Source organism: Opitutus sp. ER46 (assembly GCF_003054705.1).
Classification (GTDB): Bacteria; Verrucomicrobiota; Verrucomicrobiia; order Opitutales; family Opitutaceae; genus ER46.
The window spans coordinates 483,877-507,802 of the sequence record NZ_QAYX01000022.1; the positions used below are offsets into that span (position 1 = coordinate 483,877).

Sequence of the window (23,926 nt, forward strand, 5' to 3'; positions counted from 1 at the left end):
TGGTCACTTCCACATCTTTACTCCGCGATTCCCAAACCAGCGTTGACCGCGAACACTCGCGAATCGGGCCGCGAAAATCCGATGTGGTCGACCTCGCTCACGCGTTCGTCTCTCGCGATCGACGTTCCCCGATCTTCGCGCTTGTTCGCGCCTTTCGCGGTTCACGTGTTCCGTTCGCGGTTCACCCGGACCGCGCCTTTCGTCCGCCGCCGCGCCGGCTACTTTCCCGGCGCGACGTCGAACCACGCGAAGTCGGCGTAGCCGCGTTTCGTGGTCCCGGCGGGAGCCTGGGCAAACAGGCCCACCTTGGCGCCGACCCACTTGCTGACCGTCGCGTGGAAAGCCGCACCGATCGGCTGGTAGGTGTCGCCGTCGAAACTGTAGCTGAACGCACAGGTCGCATCGTCCCCCACGCTTACGCGGAGCCAGACTTTCGCTGCCTTCGCGGGCACGCGCGCGAGCTCCCGCTCGGGATTGCCCTCCTGCGCGGCGTTGCACGTGACGTGGACCAACGCGAGTCCTTCGGCAGTGCGGCGCAGCCCAAGCCACGCGTAACTGTAGCCAAACACCACCAAGCCCGCTGTCTCGCCCTCCGCGGCCGGCGCGAAGCTCAGCTGCGTCGTCGTCACGAACCGCGGCGCAGGGAACTTCTGCAGCAGCAGGTTCGGCGCGAGCCAGAGCGAGTTCGCGTCCGCCGGCGCCGGCACCGCGTGCAGGCGCAGGCCCGCATCCTTCGGCCGCAGCTCTAGCCACGATGTCTCCGGATTGGCCTGCCACTGCCACTGGAGGCCGAGCTTCGCCGCGCGAAAATCATCCGAGGTCGCCGGCACCGCGATCGGCGCCGGGGCCACGCCGGGTTTCACGTGCCGCAGCACCGGCTCGCCAACACCCGCCACGCCAGGCGTGCCCATGCTCGGCCAGCCGTCCGCGTCCCATTGCATCGGCTGCAGGTGCATGATCCGGCCGTACGCCGCGAGGTCCTGGAAATGCAGGAACCAGTGCTGGCCGGTCGGGGTGTCGATCCACGCGCCCTGGTGCGGGCCGTTGATGGGCGTGCGCCCCTGCTCGAGCACGATGCGCGAGTCGTAGGGACCGTAGATATTCTTTGACCGAAACACGGCTTGGTAGCCGGTCGCCACGCCGCCGGCCGGCGCGAACACGAAGTAGTACTCGCCGCGGCGATACAGCTTTGGGCCCTCGAGGGTCTGCCAGCCGGTCAGCTTGTCGGCATCGATGATCACCTTGCCCTCATCCACCGTGCGCAGGCCGTCGGCGGAAAGTTTGTGCAGCGTGACGCGGTTGCAGATGCCCGCGCGGCTCTTCGCCCAGCCGTGCACCAGGTAGCCCTGGCCGTCGGCGTCCCAGAGCGGACACGGGTCGATGAGCCCCTTGCCGCCCAACACGAGGGTGGGCGCGGACCATTGCCCGCGCGGGTCGTCCGCCGTCACCACATAGAGGCCAAAGTCCGGGTCGGGATAGTAGATCCAGAACTTGCCCGCATGATGCCGGATCGACGGCGCCCAGACGCCTCCGCCGTGGCGCGGCGTCTTGAAGTGCTCCACCGGCGTGAGTTGCGGCAGGGCGTGATTGACGAGCGTCCAGTTCACCAGATCCCGCGAGTGCAGAATCGGCAGCCCGGGCGCGTGACCGAAGCTCGAAGCGGTCAGCCAGAAGTCGTCGCCCACCCGGATCGCATCCGGATCCGAATAGTCGGCGCACAACACCGGGTTGCGGTACGTGCCGTCGCCCGCATCGGACACCCAGGCGGGCGGCGGCAGGACATGGGCGGCGGCCGCCGCGTTGGTCGCATCAAAATCAGCAGGTGAAGCCATCATCGGAGAGCCGGTCCCAGTTTCGCGTCACTGAGTTTGGGGACGAGCGTCTGCTGGAGCCATTCCAGCATCGGCGCGCGGTAGGAGGTATCGATCTCGTCGCCCTTCACCAACGAGTGCGGCACGCCCGTGCGGGTGATGAGCTCGGCGCGCACGCCGGCGGTCCGCAGGCGCGCGATGAACGCGATGGACATGCTCAAAGGCACGGTCTTGTCGGCGTCGCCGTGGACGATCAGCACGGGCGGCATCTTGGCGTGCACGTGCTGGAGCGGAGAGACGTCGCGCAGGACCGCGCGGGACTCGGGCGTGAGGTCCTGCATGAGGCCGAAGAGCTTCTGCAGCGAAGTACTGAGGCCGCCGCGGCGCTCGGTGTCGGAGACGAGATCTGTGACCGGGGCGAAGCCGACGACGGCCTGCACCTGCACGCGCGGATCGGTGCGGGTGGCCGCGTACATCGCGAGGTGTCCGCCGGCCGAGTGGCCGAAGAGCGCGATGCGCGCGGGGTCGCCCTGGTACTCCGAGGCATGGGCCTTGACCCAGCGAATGGCGGTCTCGACGTCCTCCTCGCACGCCGGCCACGGATGCTTAGGCGCGAGCCGGTAGTTGATCGAGAAGAGCGTGTACTTGGCCTGCAGCAGCAGGGCGAACCACGGCGTGATGTCCGCGCCGTCGCCCGGCTTGTTGCTGCCGCTCTTGTCACCGCCGCTCCAGCCGCCGCCGTGGATCAGGATGGCGACGGGAAACGGACCGTTGCCGTCCGGCTGGTGCACATCGAGGAGCAGCCGCTCGTCGTCGACGCGACCGTACTCGACGTCGCGTTTCACCTGCGCGGCCGACGCGCCAAGCGCGGTCAGCAGCAGCGCTGCGACGAACGTCCGCTGGCACGCGCGGGCGAAACCGTGACCGGATGCAGACTCCGCCCGCGCAGAGGTGCCCGCGGGACGACCAACCTGGAACGTGACAATGTTCATACGGAGCGGAACGAGATGAGGACGAGCGAGAGAGGAAGGCGGAGCCGTGTAAGCCCGCGGTTACTTGGCCGCCTCGATCTTCGGCACCAGCAAGTGCAGGAAGAGCAGTGCGACGAGGTACATGACCGAGGCGACCGCGAAGATGCCGGAGTAGCTGCCGGTCGCCTTGAGGACAGCCGGGATGACTTCGGCCCACACGGCGCCGGTGAAATAGCCGACGAAGCCACCGAGCCCGACGAGGGAGCTGATGGCCTGGCGGGGCATGGTGTCGGACGCAAAGCTGAACTGGTTGGCCGACCAGCCCTGGTGGGCCGAGCCGGCGATGCCGACAATGAGCACCGTCAGCCATACCGCGGGCACATGCGGGGCGATGAAGATCGGGGTGACGGCCAGCGCGCAGATGAGCATCGAGATCTTGCGGGCACCATTGACCGTCCAGCCTCGCCCGAGCAGGAAGCCCGGCAGCCAGCCCGCGGCGATGCCGCCGAAGGACGCGATCACGTAGAAGATGGCGGTCCAGTTGCCGATCTGGGTAAGCTCGAGGTGATACTGCTTATGCAGAAAGTCAGGGAGGAAGAACATGTAGATGTTCCACACCGGGCCGGCGAAAATGCTGGCAGCCAGGTACGCCCACGTGGCGCGGAAGCCGAGGAGCGAGCGCCAAGGGACAGTCGGCGCGGCGGCGACAACCTTGGGCTGGCCGGCGCGGATGTAGGCGAGTTCCGCTGCGGAGAGCCGTTTCTGCTGCTCCGGGTTTTCGTAGAGCCACCACCACGCGGCGAGCCAGACGAAGCCGAGCGCGCCGGTGACGTAGAAAGTCATCGGCCAGCCCCACGCGGCGTAGAGCCGCGGCACGGCGAACGGGCAAAGCACGGCGCCGACGTTGGTGCCGGCGTTGAAGATGCCGGTGGCGAGGGCACGTTCCTTGACTGGGAACCACTCTGCGACCGCCTTGATCGCGCCGGGGAAGTTGCCGCCCTCGGCGAGGCCGAGCAGCGCGCGCGCCGAGATGAAGCCCAGCGCGGTGAATGGCAGCACAAAGGTGAGCGTGCGCGAGGCGGACGAGAACCACGGCAGCGAGAACGTGGCCATGGCCGTCGGCGAGATTAGCGAGCACAGGCCGTGCGCGGCGGCAGCGACGCTCCAAAGCGCGACCGCCCAAGGCAGCGCGCGCTTCACGCCGAAGCGATCCATCAGCCGCCCGCCGAAGAGGTAGCCGATCGCGTAGGCGATCTGGAAAGCGGCGGCAATGTGACCGTAGTCGGCATCGCTCCATCCCAGCTCCTTGCTGAGCGGCACCTTGAGGATCGCGATGATGTTTCGGTCGATATAATTGATCGCGACCGAGAAGAAGAGGAGGCCGCAGACGGTCCAGCGGAAGTTGCCGCCGGCGGACGCGGCACCGGTCGCTGGAGCACCGGCGGGGTCAGTAGGTGATGCCATGGAATTGGGGGTTTTCGAAATGAGACGCGACGCCGCGTTCGCCGGACAATGGCGGTTGTGCGCGCATTGTCGACGGGCAAGCCGGCGGTCCGTCCGAGCGCCTCAGCGGGAGCGGGCGGCGGTCACGCCGTGAGGTCCACGCGCCCGGTGCGGTGCGGCAGCGTGACTCCCTCGCGCCAGGCGCCGCTGAGCAGCACCTCATGCGGATCAGTCGGGACGCCGGTTTCGTTGCGGTGCATCATGCCGATCAGGAGTTCGACGCCGAGGGCGCCGATCTTCTCGGCATCGTAGTACACGCCCGCACATCCGGCGTCGGGGCGATCCTCGAGTTCGATCAGTCCCACGTCGTCCGGGACGCGATGCCCCAGCGCGTCGAGCCACTTTCGGACCGGCGCGGCATGACTGACGAGGAGAGCATCGGGGCGGTGTTGACGGAACCAGTCGGCAAAGCCGCTGGCGTCAGCCGGCATGCCGGGGCAGACGGGGATGCGGCGCGCCGGCGGCAGCTTCTGCTGCTGGCCGAGGTAGGCGCTGACCCAGCGGTCCCCCACCCGCGGGCTATCGTTGGCATCGGTGTAGACGTAGCCGACGCGCTGGTAGCCGCGCTCGGCGCACTGGTCCATCGCCGTCCAGGCCGTCTCGAAGTGGTTCTCGGTCACATGATGCAGCAGGGGCGAACGGAGGGTCAGTCCCAATGCAACCGCTGAAAAGCGGTCCCAATCGAGCTGCAGCTCGCGTTGCCCCGGCGGCAGGCGGCCGATGATCAGGCCGTTGATGGCGCGCGCGCTCAGGATGTCGCAAAACCGCGACGGCGTCATCCCGGGCTCGGCCAGCCAGAAGTGCTCGAGCTTGTAGCCGAAGTCCTTCGCGCGCTGCACCGCGCCGGGGAAAAAGTCAGGGCGATCATGGTTCTCCGGCCGCCAGCCCCAGCGGGTCGGGTAGTTCGTCACGAACGCCAGGGAGACGTGTTTCACCGGTCGACCGGTCCGGCGCGCCCGCATCAACGCGGCGACCAGCGGGTTCAGCCGATAGCCGATCTTGCGGGCGATCGCCTGGATGCGTCGCCGGGTGGCCTGAGGGATGCGCGGATGGTCCCGCAACGCCAGGGCGACGGTGGAACGGTGCACCCCCGCCTTGTCGGCCACGTCTTGGAGCGTCGCGTGCTGAGCCATCGCCCGCTGGCTTGCCCACCTCTGCGCGCATTGTCGAGCAGAACGTCGGCCGCCCGTCCGAGCAGCGCCCGGCTTTGCCCCAACCGGCCCCTGAACCTCTGGCGCGCCCTGCCACGTGTAATCCGCGACGCGCCCGCTGAACCGACCGCAAACTGACGCTGCCCGCAAGGCACCCTCAACCGACGTGCGGCACGTCAAGCTGACAAAGTGACGCCCCGACCCCGTCGGGATGGGGTCAGGGCGTCTCTTTGTCAGCTTGGCCCCGTTGGTAAAAATCAATTGACGCTATCGCTCTGGTAAAATTCCTTTGGCTCATGGCACGCCGACTACGGATCCAATTTCAAGGGGCGATGTACCACCTCGTGAATCGCGGCAACTATCGATCGGACGTGTTTGTTTCACCGGGAGCCGCAAGTGCGTTTGAAGAAGTGCTAAAGGAGGCCTGCCAGGTTTACCAATGGCGTCTGCATGCCTACGCCCTGATGCGAAATCACTTTCATTTGGCAGTCACGACGCCGCATGCCGACCTTAGTCAGGGGATGCAGTGGCTCGAAACCACATTCGCATGTCGGTTCAATCGCTTCCGCGTCGAGCAGGGGCACCTGTTCCAGGGACGCTTTCATGCCGGGTTGATCGAGGACGCCGTCGCGCTTGGCAACGTGGTGGACTACATTCATCTGAACCCTGTTAAGGCGCGAATCGTGCCTCCCGAACAGGTGGCGCGGTTCAGGTGGAGCAGCGCACGACAGCTGATGGCAGTGTCCCGGTGGGAGTGCATGAGTTTTGACGTGTGGCTCGCCGCGAAGGGTCTAGCCGAAGATCGCGCATCGTATGCCGCGTATGTGGAACACTTGATTGAACGCGGGAGGGCTATCGTTGAGCAGCGTGAATCCGAAGTCGCAGGTGACCACGAGGAATGGGCCATTGGCACAGAAGGCTGGAAACAGAGTCTCGCCAGGGAACATGCGCAACACGCACTGGCCCAAGGGCTCATCGGACAGGAACTCAAAGCGATGAGGGCGGCGCGTTGGCAGGCAGCGTTCGCTTCCGCCCTTCGGAATGCGGGGCGCCGACCGGAAGATCTGGATGGCTCGTCCCCGCGGGCGGAATGGAAGGTCGCGGTCGCGCAGGAGCTTCGACGCAGCGGAGTTCCGTATGGGCGGATCGCGACGATGCTCGGAATGAGCTCGGCCGGGGCGATCCGTACCCGTTTGTGGAAAGCCCGCAGCGAGCGGGTCTGAACGCCCGAGTCCTAGGCCGCACCGGCGCGACGCGCGGCAGCCAGGGAAGTGCCGTGCGGCGACCGCCGGCGGTTTTGGCTCCTGAATCATTCCGCGGCACGGGCTCGAAAGCTGACAAAGTGACCGTTGCTGACCCCGTCGGGATGGGGTCCGCGACGCGCGCGCTGAACTGACCGCAAACTGACGCTGCCCGCAAGGCACCCTCAACCGACGTGCGGCACGTCAAGCTGACAAAGTGACGCCCCGACCCCGTCGAAATGGGGTCGGGGCGTCACTTTGTCAGCTTCCTGTCGCCTGCGAGGGCAGGACGCGGCGCTCCGGCGGGCGCAATCTTTCCCGTTGACCGGCCTCGCTGCGCACGAGACGTTTCGCGGCTTATGCTGAAAGCTGGCATCGTTGGACTGCCCAACGTGGGCAAATCGACTCTCTTCAACGCGCTCACCCGCTCCCGCAAGGCGGAGGCCGCGAACTATCCGTTCTGCACCATCGAGCCCAACGTCGGCGTCGTCACCGTGCCCGACGACCGCCTCGCCGTCCTGCAAAAGATTGCCAAGACCAGCGTCGTCATCCCCGCCGCCATCGAGTTCGTCGACATCGCCGGCCTCGTCGCCGGCGCCAGCAAGGGCGAGGGCCTCGGCAACCAGTTCCTCGCCAACATCCGCGAGGTCGACGCCATCGTGCAGGTCGTCCGCTGCTTCGAGGACACCGACATTGTCCACACCATGGGCGGCATCGACCCGGTCCGCGATATCGAGGTCATCACCACCGAGCTCGTGCTCGCCGACCTCGACGCCGTGACCAAACGCATGGACAAGACCCAGAAGAAGGCCAAGTCCGGCGACAAGGAGGCCCAGGCCGAGATGGCGCTGCTCCAGAAGCTCGAGCCCCACCTCAACTCCGGCAAGACCGCCAACGTCCTCGCCGCGTCCGACGACGAGAAGGAAATGATGAAGCTCTTCCAGCTTCTCACCGCCAAGCCGGTGCTCTTCGCCTGCAATGTCGCCGAGAGCGACCTCGCCACCGCCGAGCAGAACAAGTTCGTCCAGGCCGTCGCCGGCTACGTCCGCACCCACCACGACGCCGCCTACGTGCCGATCAGTGCCAAGATCGAGTCCGAGCTCATCGACCTCTCACCCGAGGAGGGCAAATCCTTCCTCAAGGACCTCGGCGTCGACGACTCCGGCGTGTCCGCCCTGATCCGCGGCACCTACACGCTGCTCGGCCTGCAGACCTACTTCACGGCCGGCGAAAAGGAGGTGCGCGCCTGGACGATCAAGAAGGGCTGGAAAGCCCCGCAGGCCGCCGGCGTCATCCACACCGATTTCGAGAAGGGCTTCATCAAGGCCGAGGTCGTCAGCTACGACGACCTCTCCCGCCTCGGCAGCACCGCCGCCGCCCGCGAAACCGGCAAGTACCGGCTCGAGGGCAAGGAGTACGTGTTTCAGGACGGCGACGTCGCCCTCTTCCGGTTCAACGTCTAGCCAGCAGCCTGCCGGACTTCGTCCGCAGGCTGCTCAGCAAAATGGCTACGCCATTTTGCGGGAAGCCTGCGCCGGCCCACCGCGGCGGAGTGCTAGACTCCGCGCGCCCGGACCGTATTCTCTCTCCTCATGAGCGACGCCCCTGCGCCCTCCCCGACTCCCACGCCCGAAGCCATGGCGCTCGATTCCGCGATCCTGCGCGTGCTCATGGATACGATCCCCGACCGGATCTACTTCAAGGACCTGCAGAGCCGGTTTGTCCGCAACAACCTCGCCCACGCCCGCGAGCTCGGCGTCGCCACGCCCGAAGACTGCATCGGCAAGACCGACTTCGACTACTTCTCCCGCGAGCACGCCGAGCGCGCCTACGCCGACGAGCAGGCGATCATCCGCACCGGCCAGCCCATCATCAACAAGACCGAGCTCATCACCACGCGCGACGGGTCCCAGGCGTGGGGCTCGACCACCAAGCTGCCGTGGTATGACCAGAACGGCCGGCTCATCGGCACGTTCGGGCTCACCCGCGACGTCACTCCCGCGAAGCGCGCCGAGGAGCGGCTGATCGAGGAGCGAACCCTTCTCCGCACCATCATCGATAACCTGCCGAGCCGGCTCTACGTGAAGGACCAGGAGTCGAAGTACGTGCTCAACAATCGCGCGCACCTGAACTTCCTCGGGGTCAAGGACCAGACCGAGGCCGTGGGCCGCACCACCACCGACTTCTTTCCCGGCAAGCGCGGCGAGCAGGCCCTGGCCGACGACAAGCTCGTCCTCGCCGGCGAGCGCATCATCAACCAGGAGAAGCCCGACTTCGCCATCGGCGGCAACCACTGGTCCCTCGTGACCAAGGTCCCGCTCCACGACCTCCGCGGCAAACTCATCGGTCTCGTCGGCATCAGCCACGACATCACCCGCCGCAAGATCGCCGAACAGGAGCTCGAGCGCCGCACCGAGGAAATGGAGGCCGATCTCCGCATGGCCCGCCAGGTGCAGGAGGCCTTCCTCACGCGGCCGTATCCCGTTTTCCCTGGCGCCACCGGCCAGCGCAGCGCGCTCGAGTTCGCCCATCGCTACATTCCCGCCACCACGCTCGGCGGCGACTTCTTCGATTTCGTCCGCATCAGCGATACCCTCTGCGGGGTCGTCGTGTGCGACGTGATGGGCCACGGCGTGCGCGCCGGCCTCCTCACCAGCCTGGTGCGCGGCGTGGTCGAGGAAATGGGCTTCCGCGCCGCCGATCCGGCGGCCGTCCTCGGCGAGATCAACCGCAGCCTCATGCCGGTGGTCGAACAGACCGGCCAGCCCGTCTTCGCCACAGTCTTTCTCGGGATCATCGATCTCACCGCCGGCACGCTCCTCTATGCCAATGCCGGCCATCCCGCGCCGATGATCGTGCGCGGCGACACGGGGGTGCTCATGCGGCTCGCGCCCAACGATCCGGAGCCGGCCGCCGGGCTCATCGCCGACATCGCCTTCACCAATCACCAGTGTGCCTTCGGCACCGGCGATCTCCTGCTGGGGTTCACCGATGGCGTCATCGAGGCCGCAAACGCCGCCGGCGAGATGTTCGGCGACCAGCGGCTCTGGGAGTTTCTCCGCCGCACTGGCCGCACCACGCCGGAACCACTGTGCGTCAGCCTGCTCGACGAGTTGCAGCGCTTCAGCGAACGCACCGCCTTCGAGGACGACGTCTGCGTTGTCGCCGTCCAGGCCGCGCGCCCGAACTGACCCGTGGCGGCCCCGCGGCGCGCGTCGAAGCCACGCTCGCCGCCGCCCAGCCCGCCTTCGCACCCGCGCGGCGCTACCGTTGCGCGACGGCGATCGCCGCCTCCACCGCGCGGCCCAACTCCGCAAACGTCACCTTCGCGCCGGCGTGACCGGGCCAGTCCGCCGGCCACGGCAGGTGCATGAAGCCGGCGCGCACCGCCCGCTGCCGCCGCAGCGCGTGCATGAGCGCGTAAAACACATGGTTGCAGACGAACGTGCCGGCGGTCTGAGACACGCTGGCCGGCAGCCGCCGCCGGCGCAGCGCCGTGACGATCGGCTTCACCGGCAGCGTTGACCAGTACGCCGTCGGGCCGCCGCGCACGATGGGGCGGTCGACGGGTTGCGCCCCGGCGTTATCGGGGATGCGCGCGTCATCGATGTTGATCGCCACGCGCTCGGGCGTGATCTCGGTCCGATTCACGGCAAGCCCGAGACACAGCACCACGGCCGGACGGTGCCGGCGCACCAGCGCCAAGAGTTCGCGGCTGGACGCGCCGAACACGCAGGGCAGCACAGCGGTCACGACGCGCCCACCGCCGATCACGCGGCCGGCGAGGGCCTGCGCGAGCTCGGCGGACGGGTTGCGGGCATCGCCGCCAAAGGATTCAAAGCCGGTGACAAGGACGGTCTGCATCAGAATCGGTAAACAAGGAGGTACATGAGCCCGATGTTGGCCGCGAGCAACGCGAGCGCGATGGGGAGCTGCGCCTTGATGACGGCGTTCTTGTCGGGCAGCTCCAGGAGCATCGCGGGCACGATGTTGAAGTTGGCGGCCATGGGCGTCATCAGCGTACCGCAGTAGCCGGACAGCATCCCGATCGCGGCCATGATGGCGGGATTGCCGTGATGCTGCTGCACGATCAGCGGCAGGCCGATGCCCGCGGTGATCACGGCAAAGGCGGCGAACGCGTTGCCCATGCACATCGTGAAAAGCGCCATCGCCACGCAGTAGGCGATCACCGCCACGAGCGGAAACTGCGTCGGCACCAGGCTTGTGGTCACGTCCGCCACCACGGCGCCGACGCCGGCGCGCTGGAAGACGCCGCCGAGCGCCGCGAGCAATTGCGGCAGGATCAACGCCCAGCCCACGGTTTCGAGCAGCCGCGAGCCCTCGCGCAGGGGCGTGGCCATGCCGGCACGGAGCAGCCGCTGGCCGACGACCAGCGCAACGATCGCGCCGAGTCCGAGTGACACAAGGGCGGCCTGCCTGGGATCGGCGAGCCGCACCACGCCGAACTGGATTCGCCCGAGCAGGGCCGAGCCGACGAGCGCCACCGCCGGCACCAGCAGCGCGGGCCAGAACAGCCGGTTGCCGAGCCGCACCGCCTCGGCCATGCGCTCGGCCCGCGATTCTTCCGGCCGCCGCGGCAGGCCGACCTGCCGGGCCGCCGCGAGCACGACCATCGCCACCACGAGGTAGCCGCTGGCGAGGGCCGGCAGCGCCTTGCCGAAGAGGAACACGATCGCCAGCAGGAGCCAGAAGGTGGCGGAGCCCCAGCGGCGCGGATGCGTGCGATCGCGGCCGATCCGCACGGCGACACCCGCGAGCATCACGCCGCAAATCACGTAAAACACTTCGAAGCTGAGGAGGTTCGTCGGCGTCACGTGCGGCCCTCCTCCGGCTTCCCCTTCGCCGTTTCTCCAGCCGCCGGCACTGCGCCGCCCGCGGGCGGCGTCCGCGCGAGGGCGGCGGCGATCCGGCGGTCCAGCACGCGAGCGCGCCACCACATCAGCAGGAAGGCGACGATCGCGGTCGGGATGCCCCAAAGCGCCAGCGCCCAGACGCTAACCTGCATCCCAACGCTCTGAAAGAAGCCGCTCATCAAGAGCACCGCGCCCACCGCGATGAACACATCCTCGCCGAAGAAGTTGCCGACGTTCTCCGCCGCCGCCGCATGCGCGCGGATGTCGTGCACGACCTTGACCGGAAGCTCGCGCGCGGGTCCCGCCCCGCCTCCGGCCCTGCCCGACGCGTCGGCCAGCAGCCGCGCGGCCGCGGCCTCCGCCATCGGCGCCACGATTGGGCGCACCGCGCTCGCGTGGTCGCCGATGCGCACGCCGAGGCTGATCGAGATCTGCCGCATCACCGAGTACAGCAGGAGCACGCGGCCCGCAGTCGCCGCCCGCGCGCGACGGATCAGCGTCTCGGCGCGCTCCCGCAGGCCGTGGCGCTCGAGCATGCCCACCAGCGGCAACATCAGGATCACCGGCAGCGTCATGTAGCGGTTCTCGACGAAATAGGTGCCGAACTGCGCTACGATCTCGTGCCAGGACATCCCGGAGACGAGACCCGTGACCACACCGGCGACGAGGACGACGAGCAGCGTGTTCGCCCGCAATGCGAAGCCCACCGCCACCACCAGGATGCCGATCAACTTGATCATCCGGTGCAGGGCCGGATCACCACGCCCGCCGCCTCCAATTCCCGGTTCAGCCGGCGCGCGAAGGCCACCGCGTGCGGACCGTCGCCGTGCAGGCAAATCGTGTCGGCCCGCAGCGGGACGTCGGTGCCGTCGGTCGCGCGCACGACGCCTTCGCGCAGGAGCCGCAGCACTTGGGCCACGGCCGCCGCCTCGTCGTGGATCAGCGCGTCGGGCCGCGCGCGGGGGGTGAGCGTGCCGTCGCGCTGGTAAGTGCGGTCGGCAAAGACTTCGTGCGCCACGCGCAGCCCGCGGGCACGGGCGAGTTGCGCGAGTTCGCTGCCGGCAAGCGCGTACACGATCAGGTTTGGCCAGAGCCGCGCGAGATCGGCGACGACGCCCTCGGCGAGGTAGGCGTCGCGGCACACCTGGTTGTAGAGCGCGCCGTGCAGCTTCACGTGCCGTAACTTCGTCCCCGCAATTTCATGGAGCTGCTCCACCTGGATCAGCACCAGCCGCCCCGCCTCGGCGGGCGTGATGTCGCGCTCGCGCCGGCCAAAATCGTGCAGGTCAAAGTACCCCGGATGCGCTCCGATGCCCACGCGATGATGCAACGCGAGTTCGGTCGTCTCGATCATCGTGGCCAGGTCGCCGGCATGCGCGCCGCAGGCAATGTTGGCCGACGATATCAGCGGCATGAGCGCCTCGTCCTGGCCCGCGCCCTCCCCGAGATCACAGTTGAGGTCGATGAAGCGTTGCACGTCAGCCGAGTTTGAGGGCGAGGCCGTGCCGCAACATGGCGAGCGCCTGCTCCCGCGCAAGGGCGAGTTCCCGCGCATCCTCCAGCGCCACCGCGCGGAACGTCAGCGTGTCCCCCGGCCGTCGCTGCGCGACGAGCGGGAGGTCGACCGTGATCACGTGCGCCACCTGCGGATATCCGCCGAGCGTCTGCGCGTCCGCCATCAGCACGATCGGCTGGCCGTCCGGCGGCACCTGCACCGTTCCCGGCGCCACGGGACGCGACCGGATCTCCGCGTCTGTCCGCCGGCTGAGCGCCGGCCCCTTCAGGCGAAAGCCCATGCGATCCGAGTGCGCGAGAACCTGATACGGCTCGTCGTAAAACGCGGGCCCGTAGTCGTCGCCCTCCGCGCCGCGCACGACGCGCACGACGGGCGCCTCGTGGTAATCCGGCACCAGCCGCGGATCGACCCGCCAGTGGCCGGCGACGCGGCGCTTCACCTCCGGCGCCTGGAGCACGTCCCCGGTCGCCAGCACCCGCCCCTCGAGCCCGCCGAAGCCACCGCGCACATACGTGCTCGCGCTGCCGAGCACGCGCGGCACGGTGAAGCCGCCCGCGATGGCCAGGTAGCCGCGGCATCCGGACGCCGCGGAATGAAAGCTCACGCGCTGGCCCGCCGCCACCAGCACCGGCCGGCCCAGCGGCAGCCCGCCGAAATCGCCCCCGGTCACCGCGACGAGCGCCTCGTGCGAGAACTCCAGTTCCGGCCCCAGCAGGGTGAACTCGAGCGCCGGCGTGTCCTCGTCGTTGCCCACGAGGAGATTCGCCACGCGCAGCGCATAGCGGTCCATCGCGCCGCCCAGCGGCACACCCTCGGCCCGGTACCCCGGCCGGCCGAGGTCCTGGACAGTCGTGTGCATGCCCGCCCGGCGCAGGATCACTTCCATGCGACAAACTCCTCCGGGGTGATGGCCCGAAATCGCACGCGGTCGCCCGCATGCAGCAGCGCCGGATGCGCGCGCGTCGGGTCAAACAGCCGCTGAGGCGTCCGCCCGATCAGATTCCACCCGCCCGGCGTCGCCAACGGGTACACGCCGGTCTGGTCCCCACCGATGCCCACCGCCCCCGCCGGCACCTTGGGCCGCGGCGTCCGGCGGCGCGGCAGGTGCAGCTTCACTGGCAGTCCGCCAAGATAGGCAAAGCCCGGCACGAACCCGATCGCGTTCACCCGGTACGATGCCTCGGTGTGCCACGCGATCACCTGCTCGGGCCGCACCCCCGCACCGTGCGCCACCTCGGAGAGGTCGGGGCCGTATTCGCCGCCGTAACACACCGCGATCTCGACGGTGCGGCCCCCGCCCGACGCCCGCAGGATCGTTTCCGCCGCGCGCTCGGCCCGCGCGTTCACCTGCTGCACGAAGCCGTCGTACGCGCCGATCTTGGCGACGTCGAAAAACACCGTGACCGTCGCAAACGCCGGCACCACGTCGACCACGCCCGGCAGGGGCGGCACCTGCAGCGCGTTGGTCACCGCCCGCACCCGCGCCAGCGTCGCATCGTCCACCGTGGTCCCCAGGGAGAGCACCAGGGCGGAGTCGCCGAGCGGGGACAACGTCATGCCGGATACATTCACGGGAAGCCCTTCCGCGGCAAAAAGAAAAACGCCGGCGCGCCGCCCTGGGCCCGCCGCCCCCTTCCCAGTTGCAGACCTTCCCAAACTGGATTCCGTCCTCCACTCCCCCCGGGGCTTGAACTCCGCGGGTGAATCCACGACAAGCACCGTCCCACCACATGATTGCTCGTTCCCTGCTCGCCGCGGCCCTGGCACTGCCGCTCCTGCTCATCGGCTGCCGCAAGGCCACGGTTGAAAACTACCGCATCCCCAAGGAGAAGGACGCCGAGATGCCCCTCGCCTCGAGTGGCATGTCCACCGATGCCGCACCGAGCGCCACGCCGGGGATGAACGCGCCCGGCATGGGGTCCGGCATGGCGGGCACCCCGGTCGCGACGGCCGACGGCGCCGGTCTTACCTGGACCGCCCCGGCCGACTGGAAGCCCAAGGCTGGGTCAGCCATGCGCAAGGCCTCCTTCTCCGTCCCAGGGCCCGACGGCACCGAAGGCGACCTCGCCATCACCGCGTTCCCCGGCGATGTCGGCGGCGAGCTGGCCAACATGAATCGCTGGCGCGGCCAATTGCAGTTGCCTCCGATCAGCGAGGCTGAACTCGCGCCGCTGCTCGAGCGCGTGGAGTACAACGGGCTCAAGTTCGTGCTCTTCGACATTCGCGGCCAGGGCGAGAAACCCAACCGCATCCTCGGCGCCTCCATCCCGCTGGGCGATGCGACGTGGTTCGTGAAGCTGACGGCCACCGACGCCGCGGTCACGGCCGCCAAGCCCGCCTTCCTCGCCTTTCTCCAAACGATCAAGCGCCCCGCCGCCCCCACCCCATGAGCCATCTCCTGCGCGATTTCCGGGACTTCTTTGTTTCGCTCCGCCTGACCGTCGTCCTGCTCATCCTGGGCATGCTGCTGGTTTTCGCGGCGACGATCGACCAGGTGAACCTCGGCATCTGGGCGGTGCAGGAGAAGTATTTCCGCTCGCTCTTCGTCCTCTGGAAAGTCGGCGACGTGCCTGTGCCCGTTTTCCCCGGCGGCTACGTCATCGGCGGGATGCTGCTCATCAACCTGATCGCCGCCCACATCTACCGCTTCACCTTCTCCTGGCGGAAGACGGGACTGCTGCTCGCGCACTTCGGCCTGATCCTGCTCCTCGTCGGCGAGCTCCTCACCGGTCTCTGGCAACAGGAGTACCACATGCGGATCAACGAGGGGGAAACCAAGAGCTACGCCGAAAGCTTCCAACGCGTCGAACTGGCCATCACCGACGTGACTGCGCCCGACGTGGACGACGTGGTCACCGTGCCCGAGCGCCTGCTCCAGCGCCACGCGACGGTGCAGCACCCGAAGCTCCCGTTCCGCGTCATCACGCGCGCCTACTACCCGAACTCCGCGCTGACGATGCGCGGCCCGGCGCCGGCGGCGCCCAACGCGCCGACGACCCTCGCCACCGCCGGGCTCGGGCTCCGCGTCGACGCGATCCCGCAGCCGATCACGTACAAGCAGGACGAGCGCAACACGCCCTCCGGCTTCGTCGAGCTCGTCGGCCCGCAGGGCTCGGTCGGCACGTGGCTCGTCTCGACCCAGGCGCCCGCGCCCCAGCGCTTCGAATTCGGCGGCCGGCAGTGGAAGCTCACGCTGCGCTTCGCCCGCTCGTACCAGCCCTTCTCGCTCACGCTGCTGAAGTTCAGCCACGACGTGTACCCGGGCACTGAGATTCCCAAGAACTTCTCCAGCCGCGTGCGCCTGCAGACGCCGGACAAGCACGACGACCGCGAGGTGCTCATCTACATGAACAACCCGCTGCGGTACGGCGGGCTGACGTTCTACCAGTCCGGCTACGAGGGAGACAAAACGACGATCCTGCAGGTCGTGCGCAACCCCAGCTGGCTGATGCCGTACATCGCCTGCACGCTGATCGCCGTCGGCCTGCTCGCTCAATTTGGGCTGCACCTTTTCGGGTTCATCGCCCGGCGCCGGCAGCGCGGCGTCAAGGGTGCCGCCGCCGGGAGCGAAGCCGCCACCGGCTCGGCGACGCCCGCGGTGCCGCCGCTCACGCTGGCCGAGAAGCTCTTCTCGCTCGCGGCGCTGGTCCTGGCCATCGGCGTGTTCGTTGTCGCACTGATCCCGCGCGCCCATCCCGCCGCGTTTCACCTCGATGATTTCGGCCGGCTGCCGGTCCTGGCCAACGGCCGGATCAAGCCGCTCGACACCGTGGCGCGCAGTTCGCTGCTCCAGTTGCAGAACCGCCAGGAAGTCCGCTCCGCGCACGTGCGCGAGCCGCTTGTCAGCAATCCGACGGAATGGCTGCTCGACGTGGCGTTCCGGCCGGAGAAGGCCGACACCTACCCGACGTTCGTCATCGACAACCCCGAGCTGCTCACGCTCATCGGCAAGAACGACGACAACCTGCGCATCGAATACCAGGATACCGCGCGCAAGGTCCTCGCGGCCGTCGGCTTCATCCCCGCGCGCTACCGGCGTTTCTCGTTCAACGAGATCCGCCCGTATCTCGCCGCCATCGAGGAGCAGACGCGCTTGGCCGACCAGGTGGAATCGGCGCTGCGCAACCCCTTCCAGCGCGGCGTGCTCCAGCTCTACAACAGCCTGCTGCAGTACCAGCACCTCCGGCACATGTTCGTCATGCCCGGGGCCGAGAACTTCCTCGGCGACCTGCTGCGGCTCCAGGAGAAGATCGCGCCCGGCGTCGCCGCCGTCCGCGCCAAGCAGGCCGGCCAGCCGCACGACGAGGAGCTCGTGAAGCAGATGGTCGAGTACGGCCGCACGTTCGACATCCTGGCCTCCGCCTCGACGCTCCTCGTGATTCCGCCGAAGGACGGCGAGACCGACCCGACGAAGTGGCAAACGACCGGCAACGGACTGCTCGACACCTTCGCCACCGGCCGGGTGAATCCGAGCGCACTCGCCTACGCGGGCCTCGGCCGCGCGTGGCGAGAGAACGACGCCGCGAGCTTCAACGAGCTCCTGCGCGTCTTCCGCGGTGACCTCGACAAGCGCTTCGCGACCGAGCTGCACAAGTCGGACGTCGAGGCGGACTTCAACCACGTGGAGCCGTTCTACAAGGCGATGATGGTTTACCTGTGCGCCTTCTTCCTCGCCCTCGCCTCCTGGTTGTTCTGGCCGCAGGGCTTCGGCCGCGCCGCCTTCTGGCTCGTCGCCGTCGCCTGGCTCGCGACCACCATCGGCATTGCCACCCGCATGTGGCTGGAGGGACGACCGCCGGTCACGAACCTGTACTCGTCGGCGCTCTTCGTCGGCTGGGGCGCGGTGGCGCTATGCCTGATGCTCGAGTACACGTTCCGCAACGCGATCGGCAGCGCGGCGGGTGCCGTCATCGGCTTCGCCACGCTGATCATCGCGCACATGCTCTCGTTCAGCGGCGACACGCTTGAGATGATGCGCGCGGTGCTCGATTCGAACTTCTGGCTGGCGACACACGTCGTCGTGGTGACGCTCGGTTATTCCGCCACGTTCCTCGCGGGCTTCCTCGCGATCATCTACATCCTGCGCGGCGTGCTCACGAAGTCGCTCGATCGCGCGACCGCCGACGCGCTCGCGCGCATGGTCTATGGCATCGTCTGCTTCGCTACGCTCTTCAGCTTCGCGGGCACGGTCCTCGGCGGCATTTGGGCCGATCAATCCTGGGGTCGCTTCTGGGGCTGGGATCCAAAGGAGAACGGCGCGCTGATCATCGTGATCTGGAACGCGATCATCCTCCACGCGCGCTGGGGCGGACTCATCCGCCAACGCGGCCTCATGAACCTCGCGATCTTCGGCAACGTGGTCACGGGCTGGAGCTGGTTCGGCACGAACATGCTGGGCGTGGGCCTCCACAGCTACGGTTTCACGGACGCCGCCTTCTGGATCCTGATCACCTTCGTCGCGAGCCAGCTCGCGCTGATCGCGCTCGCCGCGATCCCGCTCGAGAAGTGGCGCAGCTTCCGCAAGGCGCCGGGGGCGCGCGAGGCGGCACTCGCATCCGCCGAGGCCTGATCGCAACCATTTGCCCTCGCCGTGTCCATTCGTGGTTACTGCCTGCCCGGGCTGCCCATCTTGATGCGAACCTCGACCGCGAAAGGCGCTAAGGTGCGCGAAAACTCGGTGCGGTTTCTCGCGAGAGTGCAGTGCGGGTGCGGCTTCGACCACCGCGGATTTTCGCGGCTTGGTTCGCGAGCGTTCGCGGTTCACCGGCCATTGAGCTCCGCGATTTCTGACACAAATCCACACGTCCCTTGCTTTGGTTTTCGCCGCCGGCGGTCACAAAGTATCCGGACATTATGCGCGAGTATCTGGACATTATTCCGGAGTATCTGGACATTATCCCGGAAGTCACGATCAGCAGGTGTTTTATAATTGTTACCCTCGTTGCCTCGTGATCGTGGGTTTTCGCGGTCGCGACGACGGATTGGGGCAATTGCCCTTGCGATCAAGGGGTGCGAAAAGGGCGCAACGGGGCTCATCGGGGGCGCTCGATGTGCAGCGACAGGGCGTCGACTGCGCGCCCAATCATGTCAAGCGACGCGCCCAAACTTGACGAAATGGCGCGCCCAATGTGCGCAAACCGCGCGCCCCACTGCGCGGAAAGCAATGCCCCACCCGGCGCGGATGACGCGCCCCACATGTTGAGAAACGGGCGCCCCAATGCGCCGAAAGCGGGCGCCCGCCATCCGCAGACTGCGCGCCCCGTTTGGCGGAAGCAGGGCGCGATGGGGGCGAAAGAGGGGCGCCGAAAGGGCACGAAGACACACGAAGATCCTCCGGCAGCCACAGACCACAAAACCCAAGGCGGCTCCTCATTCGTGTCCATGAGTGTCCATTCGTGGTTATCCCATTTTCGTGCTGTCCGTTGAACCGCGAAAGGCGCGAAGGTGCGCGAAAACCTGGGGCGGTCACACGCGTGATTCCCACATGCCTGAGCAGACGCGAACCTTGCTTCGCTGATGCCCAACGCGTAGCCGATGGGTGCGATGAAGACCCGACTTGTTGTCCTCACGGGTGCCGGCATGAGCGTGGAAAGCGGGATTCCAACGTTTCGTGGCAGCGATGGGCTGTGGGAGGATCACCGCATCGAGGATGTCGCGACTCCCGCGGGTTGGGATCGATCGCCCGAAACCGTGCTGCGTTTCTACAACGAACGCCGTCGTCGCCTCCTCGCGAGCGAACCGAATGAAGGCCACCGCGTCCTCGCCGCGCTCGAGCAGCGTTTCGACGTGCGCATCATCACGCAGAATGTGGACAACCTTCACGAGCGCGCCGGCAGTTCCTTCGTGCTGCATTTGCACGGCGAATTGATGAAGGCCCGCAGCACCTGCGACCCCGATCTCGTGTACGATCTCCCGGGCCCCGAGCTGAACCTCGGTGATCTTTGCGAGAAGGGCTCCCAGCTTCGTCCGCACATCGTGTGGTTCGGCGAAGCGGTGCCGCTGATCGAGGACGCGATGGAAGAAGTGAAGGCGGCCGAGATCTTGGTCGTCGTCGGCACGTCGCTGCAGGTCGCGCCGGCCTCGTGGCTCGTCGATCTCGCGCCGCGCGAGGCGCGCTGCTACCTCATCGACCCCGCCCCGCCTGAAGTCGGTGACCGTTTCACCGTCATCGCCGCCGGCGCGAGCGAAGGTCTCGCCCGTTTGCGCATCGCCCTCTCGCTCTGTTAATCAGATGTCGGATGTCAGACGTCAGAGGTCAGTACCAAACACGTTTTCTGGCTTCAGACTCCGGCTTCTGGCTCTGCGGACTTCCGACATCTGGCCTCTGATTTCTGGTCGCTGACACCTGACATCCGGCTTCCGACCCGCCGGGTCCTGGTACGCTGACTTCTGACATCTGACGTCTGACGTCTGACATCTGACTTCTATCCGCCTAGAAATTCTCGCTCGGCTTCCCTGATGCAGCGGCTTTCGCTCGGGGCGCTCATCATGCGCTACCTCACCCCGTTACTCCTGGCGGCTGCCGCCCTCGCGAGCTCGTTGTCCGCCGCGCCCGTGGAACGCGAGTTTCTGCTTCAAACGCGCCACACGACCATGGCCTTCCAGCAGAGCGGCAAGACCTGGCTGCTCGTGCACTACGGTGCGCGCGTCGACCAATCCGCCGATGCCAAGGCCCTCGCCTGGCACTCCTTCACCGGCGGCAACACCTTCGGCTACCGGAAACCCGCCACGTACTCGGTGTTCGGCAGCGACAACGACCGCGCCAACACGATGAACAAGTATGGCGGTCTCGCCGTGATTCACGCTGACGGGGTCACTTCCACCGAGCTCCAGGCGGTCGCCGCCCGCACCGTCGACGAACCCGCCGGCATCACGCACCTCGTCCTCGAACTCAAGGACCCGGCCTACCCGTTCTTCGTCACCCAGCACTTCCGTGCCGTCGAGGCCAGCGACGTGATCGAGACCTGGGTCGAGATCCGGCACGACGAGCCCGCTCCGGTGAAGCTCGTGCGGATGGACTCCGCCGCCTTCGTCTTCCCCGCGCTCGCCCGCGAGTTCTCGGTGCTCTCGCTGACCGGCCAATGGGCTTCCGAAGGCCAGGTCGCCGAGGCGGCGCTCGCGCAGGGGCAGACGATCGTCCTCAACTCCCGCTCCGGCGTCCGGTCCGCCTTCGGCAACAACGCCTCGTTCATGGTCTCGGTCGGCCCGCGTGCCTCGGAGACCAGCGGCGAGGTCATCGCCGGCGCCCTCGCCTGGAGCGGCGCCTGGGAAATTTCGTTCTACCGCGACCAGCTCAATGCCCTCTCGATCAACGCCGGACCCGACACCGGCAACGGCGCCTACACGCTCGATGCCGGCCACCCGCTCGTCACGCCCAAGCTCGCCCTCACCTACTCAGCGGCGGGGAAAGGCCAGGTCTCGCGGAATTTTCACCGCTGGGCGCGCGACGTGCAGCTGCGCGATGGCCGCACCCTCCGCCCCGTCCTCCTGAACAGCTGGGAAGGCGCCTACTTCAAATTCAACGAGCAGACGCTCACCGACATGATGGACGGCGTGCGCCAGCTCGGCGGCGAGATGTTCGTCGTCGACGACGGCTGGTTCGCGCGCGGCAAATACGCCCGCGATGACGACAAGCGCGGCCTCGGCGACTGGGTGCTCAACGAGGCCAAGCTGCCCAAGGGCCTCGCCTACCTCGCCAACGAGGCCAAGGCCCGCGGCCTCCAGTTCGGCATCTGGGTCGAGCCCGAGATGGCCAACACCACGAGCGAGCTCGTCGAGCAGCACCCTGACTGGGTGCTCCGCGAGAAAACCCGCGCGCTCCGCCAGGGCCGCGGCGGCACGCAGGTCGTGCTCGACCTCACCAACCCCGCCGTGCGCGACAACCTGTTTCAGCAGATGGACGCGATGATCACCAGCATCCCGGGCCTCGCGTACATCAAGTGGGACGCCAATGCCGACTTCATGAACGTCGGCTCAACGTACCTTGCCGCCGACCGCCAGCCCAACGTGTGGTTCGACTACACCGTGGGGCTCTACGACCTGCTCGGCCGGCTCCACGCCAAGTATCCGAAAATCAATCTCCAGGCCTGCTCCTCCGGCGGCGGGCGCATGGACTACGGCTTCCTCCGCTACGCGGACGAATTCTGGACCTCGGACGACACCGACGCCCGCCAGCGCATCTTTCTGCAGTGGGGCGCGGGCCATTTCTACCCGGCCTGCGCGATGGCGGCGCACGTCACCGCGGTGCCGAACCACCAGACGCACCGCACCACGCCGCTCAAGTACCGCTTCGATGTCGCGATGTCGGGCCGGCTCGGCTTCGAGCTCCACCCGAAGAACATGACGCCCGAGGAGATCGCGTTCGCCCAGAAGGCGGTCGTCGACTACAAGCGCATCCGCCCAGTGGTCCAGCTCGGCGACCTCTACCGTCTGGTTTCGCCCTGGGAGAACAGCTACGCGTCGCTCATGTACGTGAGCGAGGACCAGAAGCGCGCGGTCGTCTTCGTGTACGGACTCAACCGGCTGATCCAGTCCGACTACCCCGCCCCGCTTCCGCTGCAGGGCCTCGCGGCCGACAAGCACTACCGCGTCACCGAGATCAACCGGGAGAACAACGACGCGAAGTCCGAACACTCGCGCGTCAACGGCAAGCAGGTGAGCGGCGCCGCGCTGCTCGCGATGGGCCTGCCGGTGAAGCTCGGCGCCGAGTACGACTCCGCCGTGTTCGAACTGGTCGCGGAGTAACGGGCCGCGCCCGCGCGAACGTCCGCCGTCGGCGTTCGCGCGATCGACGCCGCCCGGCGGTTCGCGCCCGGCAACTCCGCAAGCGCTGCAAAGCAGGCCGCCGGCGCGCCTGCTAATCTCACCGCGCCATGTCAAACGTCCGTCCGACCACGCAGCACGACTATCATGAGCGGCTGAATCGAGTGTTGCTCTACATCGAGCAGCACCGGGCCGAGAAGCTCACGCTCGAGCGGCTTGCGACGGTCGCGTGCCTGTCGCCGTTCCATTTCCACCGCATCTTTCGCGCCATGGTCGGGGAGTCGACGGGCCGCTATGTGCAGCGCATCCGGCTGGAGACCGCCGCGGTGAACCTACAGACGACGAGCCGCACCGTCCTCGAGATCGCACTGGACGCCGGTTACGAGAGTACCGCGGCCTTCAGCCGCGCGTTTCAGGAACGTTTTGGCATGGCGCCATCGGCGTGTCGTCACGCGCACCGGCTCGAGCTGAGCGTGCGCAAGGCACGCCAGCGCCGTTCTATGCCAACCAACATCAAACCTGAGATTCGTCAGCGCCCCGACACCCGGGTCGCTTTTGTCCGCCACACCGGCCGCTATGCCGACGTGGGCCAAGCCTGGGAGAAAGTCTGCGGGTTCATCGGTTCCCGCGGGCTGTTCCGCTCCGACACCTGCATCATTGGGATTGGGCTCGACGACCCAAAGATCACGCCGGAGGAGAACATCCGCTACGACGCCTGCGTGACGGTCGGCCCCGACTTCAAGCCGCACGGCGAGGTCGGCGCACAGACCATTCCCGGCGGCCGCTACGCGGTCTTCCTGCACGCCGGCCCGTACGAGAAGCTGATCGAGACCTACGATCGCATCTTCTGCGACTGGCTGCCCGGCAGCGGCGAGGAGCTCAAGGACCAGCCCGCGTTCGAGCTGTACCTCAACTCCCCTGACCGCGTGCCACCGGATGCGCTCCGGACCGAGATCTGGGTGCCGCTGAAAGGGAAATGACGAATTATGAATGCAGAATGCAGAATAAGGACGGGCGACAGGATGCCCTGAACGCTGCTGGAGTCCGACATTCTACATTCTAAATTCGTCATTCCGCATTAGCGCAGCGTCAGACCG

The 23,926-nt window shown here is 67.5% G+C and carries 18 protein-coding genes; 8 read left to right on the top strand and 10 right to left on the bottom strand.

Going from position 1 to position 23,926, the window contains the following annotated elements; translation table 11 throughout:
* Positions 1 to 218: 218 nt before the first annotated feature.
* From DB354_RS12280 to DB354_RS12295, 4 genes are all read right to left on the bottom strand, one after another.
* A complete protein-coding gene (locus DB354_RS12280; RefSeq protein ID WP_107835908.1) occupies positions 219 to 1,832 on the bottom strand; it encodes a glycoside hydrolase 43 family protein in 1,614 nt (537 codons plus the stop codon).
* A complete protein-coding gene (locus tag DB354_RS12285; protein ID WP_107835909.1) occupies positions 1,832 to 2,803 on the bottom strand; it encodes an alpha/beta hydrolase in 972 nt (323 codons plus the stop codon). The genes DB354_RS12280 and DB354_RS12285 overlap by 1 nt, the downstream gene beginning before the upstream one ends.
* Before the next feature lie 60 nt (positions 2,804 to 2,863).
* A complete protein-coding gene (locus DB354_RS12290) occupies positions 2,864 to 4,246 on the bottom strand; it encodes an MFS transporter (protein ID WP_107835910.1) in 1,383 nt (460 codons plus the stop codon).
* A 122-nt stretch (positions 4,247 to 4,368) separates the two neighbouring features.
* Positions 4,369 to 5,418 (bottom strand): LacI family DNA-binding transcriptional regulator, encoded by a 1,050-nt coding sequence (locus DB354_RS12295; RefSeq protein WP_107835911.1) that lies wholly within the window; start codon positions 5,416 to 5,418, stop codon positions 4,369 to 4,371.
* A 350-nt stretch (positions 5,419 to 5,768) separates the two neighbouring features.
* Between DB354_RS12295 and DB354_RS12300 the strand changes: the two genes are divergently transcribed.
* The 3 genes from DB354_RS12300 to DB354_RS12310 all read left to right on the top strand — a co-directional run bounded on the left by DB354_RS12300 (position 5,769) and on the right by DB354_RS12310 (position 9,868).
* On the top strand, positions 5,769 to 6,659 hold the full coding sequence (locus DB354_RS12300) for a transposase (RefSeq protein WP_233256626.1): 891 nt from the start codon (positions 5,769 to 5,771) through the stop codon (positions 6,657 to 6,659).
* Between the two features lie 377 nt (positions 6,660 to 7,036).
* On the top strand, positions 7,037 to 8,140 hold the full coding sequence (ychF, locus tag DB354_RS12305; protein ID WP_107835913.1) for a redox-regulated ATPase YchF: 1,104 nt from the start codon (positions 7,037 to 7,039) through the stop codon (positions 8,138 to 8,140).
* A gap of 129 nt (positions 8,141 to 8,269) precedes the next feature.
* Entirely contained in the window at positions 8,270 to 9,868 is a 1,599-nt protein-coding gene (locus DB354_RS12310) for a SpoIIE family protein phosphatase (RefSeq protein WP_107835914.1), read from the top strand.
* Positions 9,869 to 9,941: 73 nt separating this feature from the next.
* Here the strand turns inward: DB354_RS12310 and pcp are convergent, their stop codons facing one another.
* The 6 genes from pcp to pxpB are packed head-to-tail and all read right to left on the bottom strand — an operon-like array spanning position 9,942 to position 14,624.
* Positions 9,942 to 10,541, bottom strand: coding sequence for a pyroglutamyl-peptidase I (gene pcp, locus DB354_RS12315; protein WP_107835915.1), 600 nt, complete (start codon positions 10,539 to 10,541; stop codon positions 9,942 to 9,944).
* The gene (locus tag DB354_RS12320) at positions 10,541 to 11,512 is read right to left on the bottom strand and encodes a DUF979 domain-containing protein (RefSeq protein WP_199226847.1); all 972 of its coding nucleotides are present in this window, start codon (positions 11,510 to 11,512) and stop codon (positions 10,541 to 10,543) included. Before DB354_RS12320 ends, pcp begins: the two co-directional genes overlap by 1 nt.
* Positions 11,509 to 12,291, bottom strand: a complete 783-nt coding sequence (locus DB354_RS12325; RefSeq protein WP_107835916.1) for a DUF969 family protein — start codon at positions 12,289 to 12,291, stop codon at positions 11,509 to 11,511. The genes DB354_RS12320 and DB354_RS12325 overlap by 4 nt, the downstream gene beginning before the upstream one ends.
* Complete coding sequence (locus DB354_RS12330) at positions 12,288 to 13,028, bottom strand: 5-oxoprolinase subunit PxpA (RefSeq protein WP_233256627.1); 741 nt, start codon at positions 13,026 to 13,028, stop codon at positions 12,288 to 12,290. The genes DB354_RS12325 and DB354_RS12330 overlap by 4 nt, the downstream gene beginning before the upstream one ends.
* A 1-nt stretch (position 13,029) precedes the next feature.
* Positions 13,030 to 13,926 (bottom strand): biotin-dependent carboxyltransferase family protein, encoded by an 897-nt coding sequence (locus tag DB354_RS12335; protein WP_233256628.1) that lies wholly within the window; start codon positions 13,924 to 13,926, stop codon positions 13,030 to 13,032.
* A 17-nt stretch (positions 13,927 to 13,943) separates the two neighbouring features.
* Positions 13,944 to 14,624, bottom strand: a complete 681-nt coding sequence (pxpB, locus tag DB354_RS12340; RefSeq protein ID WP_107835919.1) for a 5-oxoprolinase subunit PxpB — start codon at positions 14,622 to 14,624, stop codon at positions 13,944 to 13,946.
* Between the two features lie 173 nt (positions 14,625 to 14,797).
* On the opposite strand from pxpB, the gene DB354_RS12345 reads away from it, so the two are divergent.
* The 5 genes from DB354_RS12345 to DB354_RS12365 all read left to right on the top strand — a co-directional run bounded on the left by DB354_RS12345 (position 14,798) and on the right by DB354_RS12365 (position 23,809).
* The gene (locus tag DB354_RS12345; protein WP_107835920.1) at positions 14,798 to 15,457 is read left to right on the top strand and encodes a hypothetical protein; all 660 of its coding nucleotides are present in this window, start codon (positions 14,798 to 14,800) and stop codon (positions 15,455 to 15,457) included.
* On the top strand, positions 15,454 to 18,636 hold the full coding sequence (gene ccsA, locus DB354_RS12350; RefSeq protein ID WP_233256629.1) for a cytochrome c biogenesis protein CcsA: 3,183 nt from the start codon (positions 15,454 to 15,456) through the stop codon (positions 18,634 to 18,636). Before DB354_RS12345 ends, ccsA begins: the two co-directional genes overlap by 4 nt.
* Before the next feature lie 974 nt (positions 18,637 to 19,610).
* Positions 19,611 to 20,294 (top strand): NAD-dependent deacylase, encoded by a 684-nt coding sequence (locus tag DB354_RS12355; RefSeq protein ID WP_107836067.1) that lies wholly within the window; start codon positions 19,611 to 19,613, stop codon positions 20,292 to 20,294.
* A 231-nt stretch (positions 20,295 to 20,525) separates the two neighbouring features.
* Positions 20,526 to 22,811 (top strand): alpha-galactosidase, encoded by a 2,286-nt coding sequence (locus DB354_RS12360; RefSeq protein ID WP_107835921.1) that lies wholly within the window; start codon positions 20,526 to 20,528, stop codon positions 22,809 to 22,811.
* Positions 22,812 to 22,939: 128 nt separating this feature from the next.
* A complete protein-coding gene (locus DB354_RS12365; protein WP_107835922.1) occupies positions 22,940 to 23,809 on the top strand; it encodes an AraC family transcriptional regulator in 870 nt (289 codons plus the stop codon).
* Positions 23,810 to 23,926 lie beyond the last annotated feature (117 nt).

What these genes read in the sequence shown, in the direction of transcription:
- DB354_RS12280 (WP_107835908.1), bottom strand. Translation starts at nt 1,832, where the DNA reads ATGGCTTCACCTGCTGATTTTGATGCGACCAACGCGGCGGCCGCCGCC.
- DB354_RS12285 (WP_107835909.1), bottom strand. Translation starts at nt 2,803, where the DNA reads ATGAACATTGTCACGTTCCAGGTTGGTCGTCCCGCGGGCACCTCTGCG.
- DB354_RS12290 (WP_107835910.1), bottom strand. Translation starts at nt 4,246, where the DNA reads ATGGCATCACCTACTGACCCCGCCGGTGCTCCAGCGACCGGTGCCGCG.
- DB354_RS12295 (WP_107835911.1), bottom strand. Translation starts at nt 5,418, where the DNA reads ATGGCTCAGCACGCGACGCTCCAAGACGTGGCCGACAAGGCGGGGGTG.
- DB354_RS12300 (WP_233256626.1), top strand. Translation starts at nt 5,769, where the DNA reads ATGTACCACCTCGTGAATCGCGGCAACTATCGATCGGACGTGTTTGTT.
- ychF (WP_107835913.1), top strand. Translation starts at nt 7,037, where the DNA reads ATGCTGAAAGCTGGCATCGTTGGACTGCCCAACGTGGGCAAATCGACT.
- DB354_RS12310 (WP_107835914.1), top strand. Translation starts at nt 8,270, where the DNA reads ATGAGCGACGCCCCTGCGCCCTCCCCGACTCCCACGCCCGAAGCCATG.
- pcp (WP_107835915.1), bottom strand. Translation starts at nt 10,541, where the DNA reads ATGCAGACCGTCCTTGTCACCGGCTTTGAATCCTTTGGCGGCGATGCC.
- DB354_RS12325 (WP_107835916.1), bottom strand. Translation starts at nt 12,291, where the DNA reads ATGATCAAGTTGATCGGCATCCTGGTGGTGGCGGTGGGCTTCGCATTG.
- DB354_RS12335 (WP_233256628.1), bottom strand. Translation starts at nt 13,926, where the DNA reads ATGCACACGACTGTCCAGGACCTCGGCCGGCCGGGGTACCGGGCCGAG.
- pxpB (WP_107835919.1), bottom strand. Translation starts at nt 14,624, where the DNA reads ATGACGTTGTCCCCGCTCGGCGACTCCGCCCTGGTGCTCTCCCTGGGG.
- DB354_RS12345 (WP_107835920.1), top strand. Translation starts at nt 14,798, where the DNA reads ATGATTGCTCGTTCCCTGCTCGCCGCGGCCCTGGCACTGCCGCTCCTG.
- ccsA (WP_233256629.1), top strand. Translation starts at nt 15,454, where the DNA reads ATGAGCCATCTCCTGCGCGATTTCCGGGACTTCTTTGTTTCGCTCCGC.
- DB354_RS12355 (WP_107836067.1), top strand. Translation starts at nt 19,611, where the DNA reads ATGAAGACCCGACTTGTTGTCCTCACGGGTGCCGGCATGAGCGTGGAA.
- DB354_RS12360 (WP_107835921.1), top strand. Translation starts at nt 20,526, where the DNA reads ATGCAGCGGCTTTCGCTCGGGGCGCTCATCATGCGCTACCTCACCCCG.
- DB354_RS12365 (WP_107835922.1), top strand. Translation starts at nt 22,940, where the DNA reads ATGTCAAACGTCCGTCCGACCACGCAGCACGACTATCATGAGCGGCTG.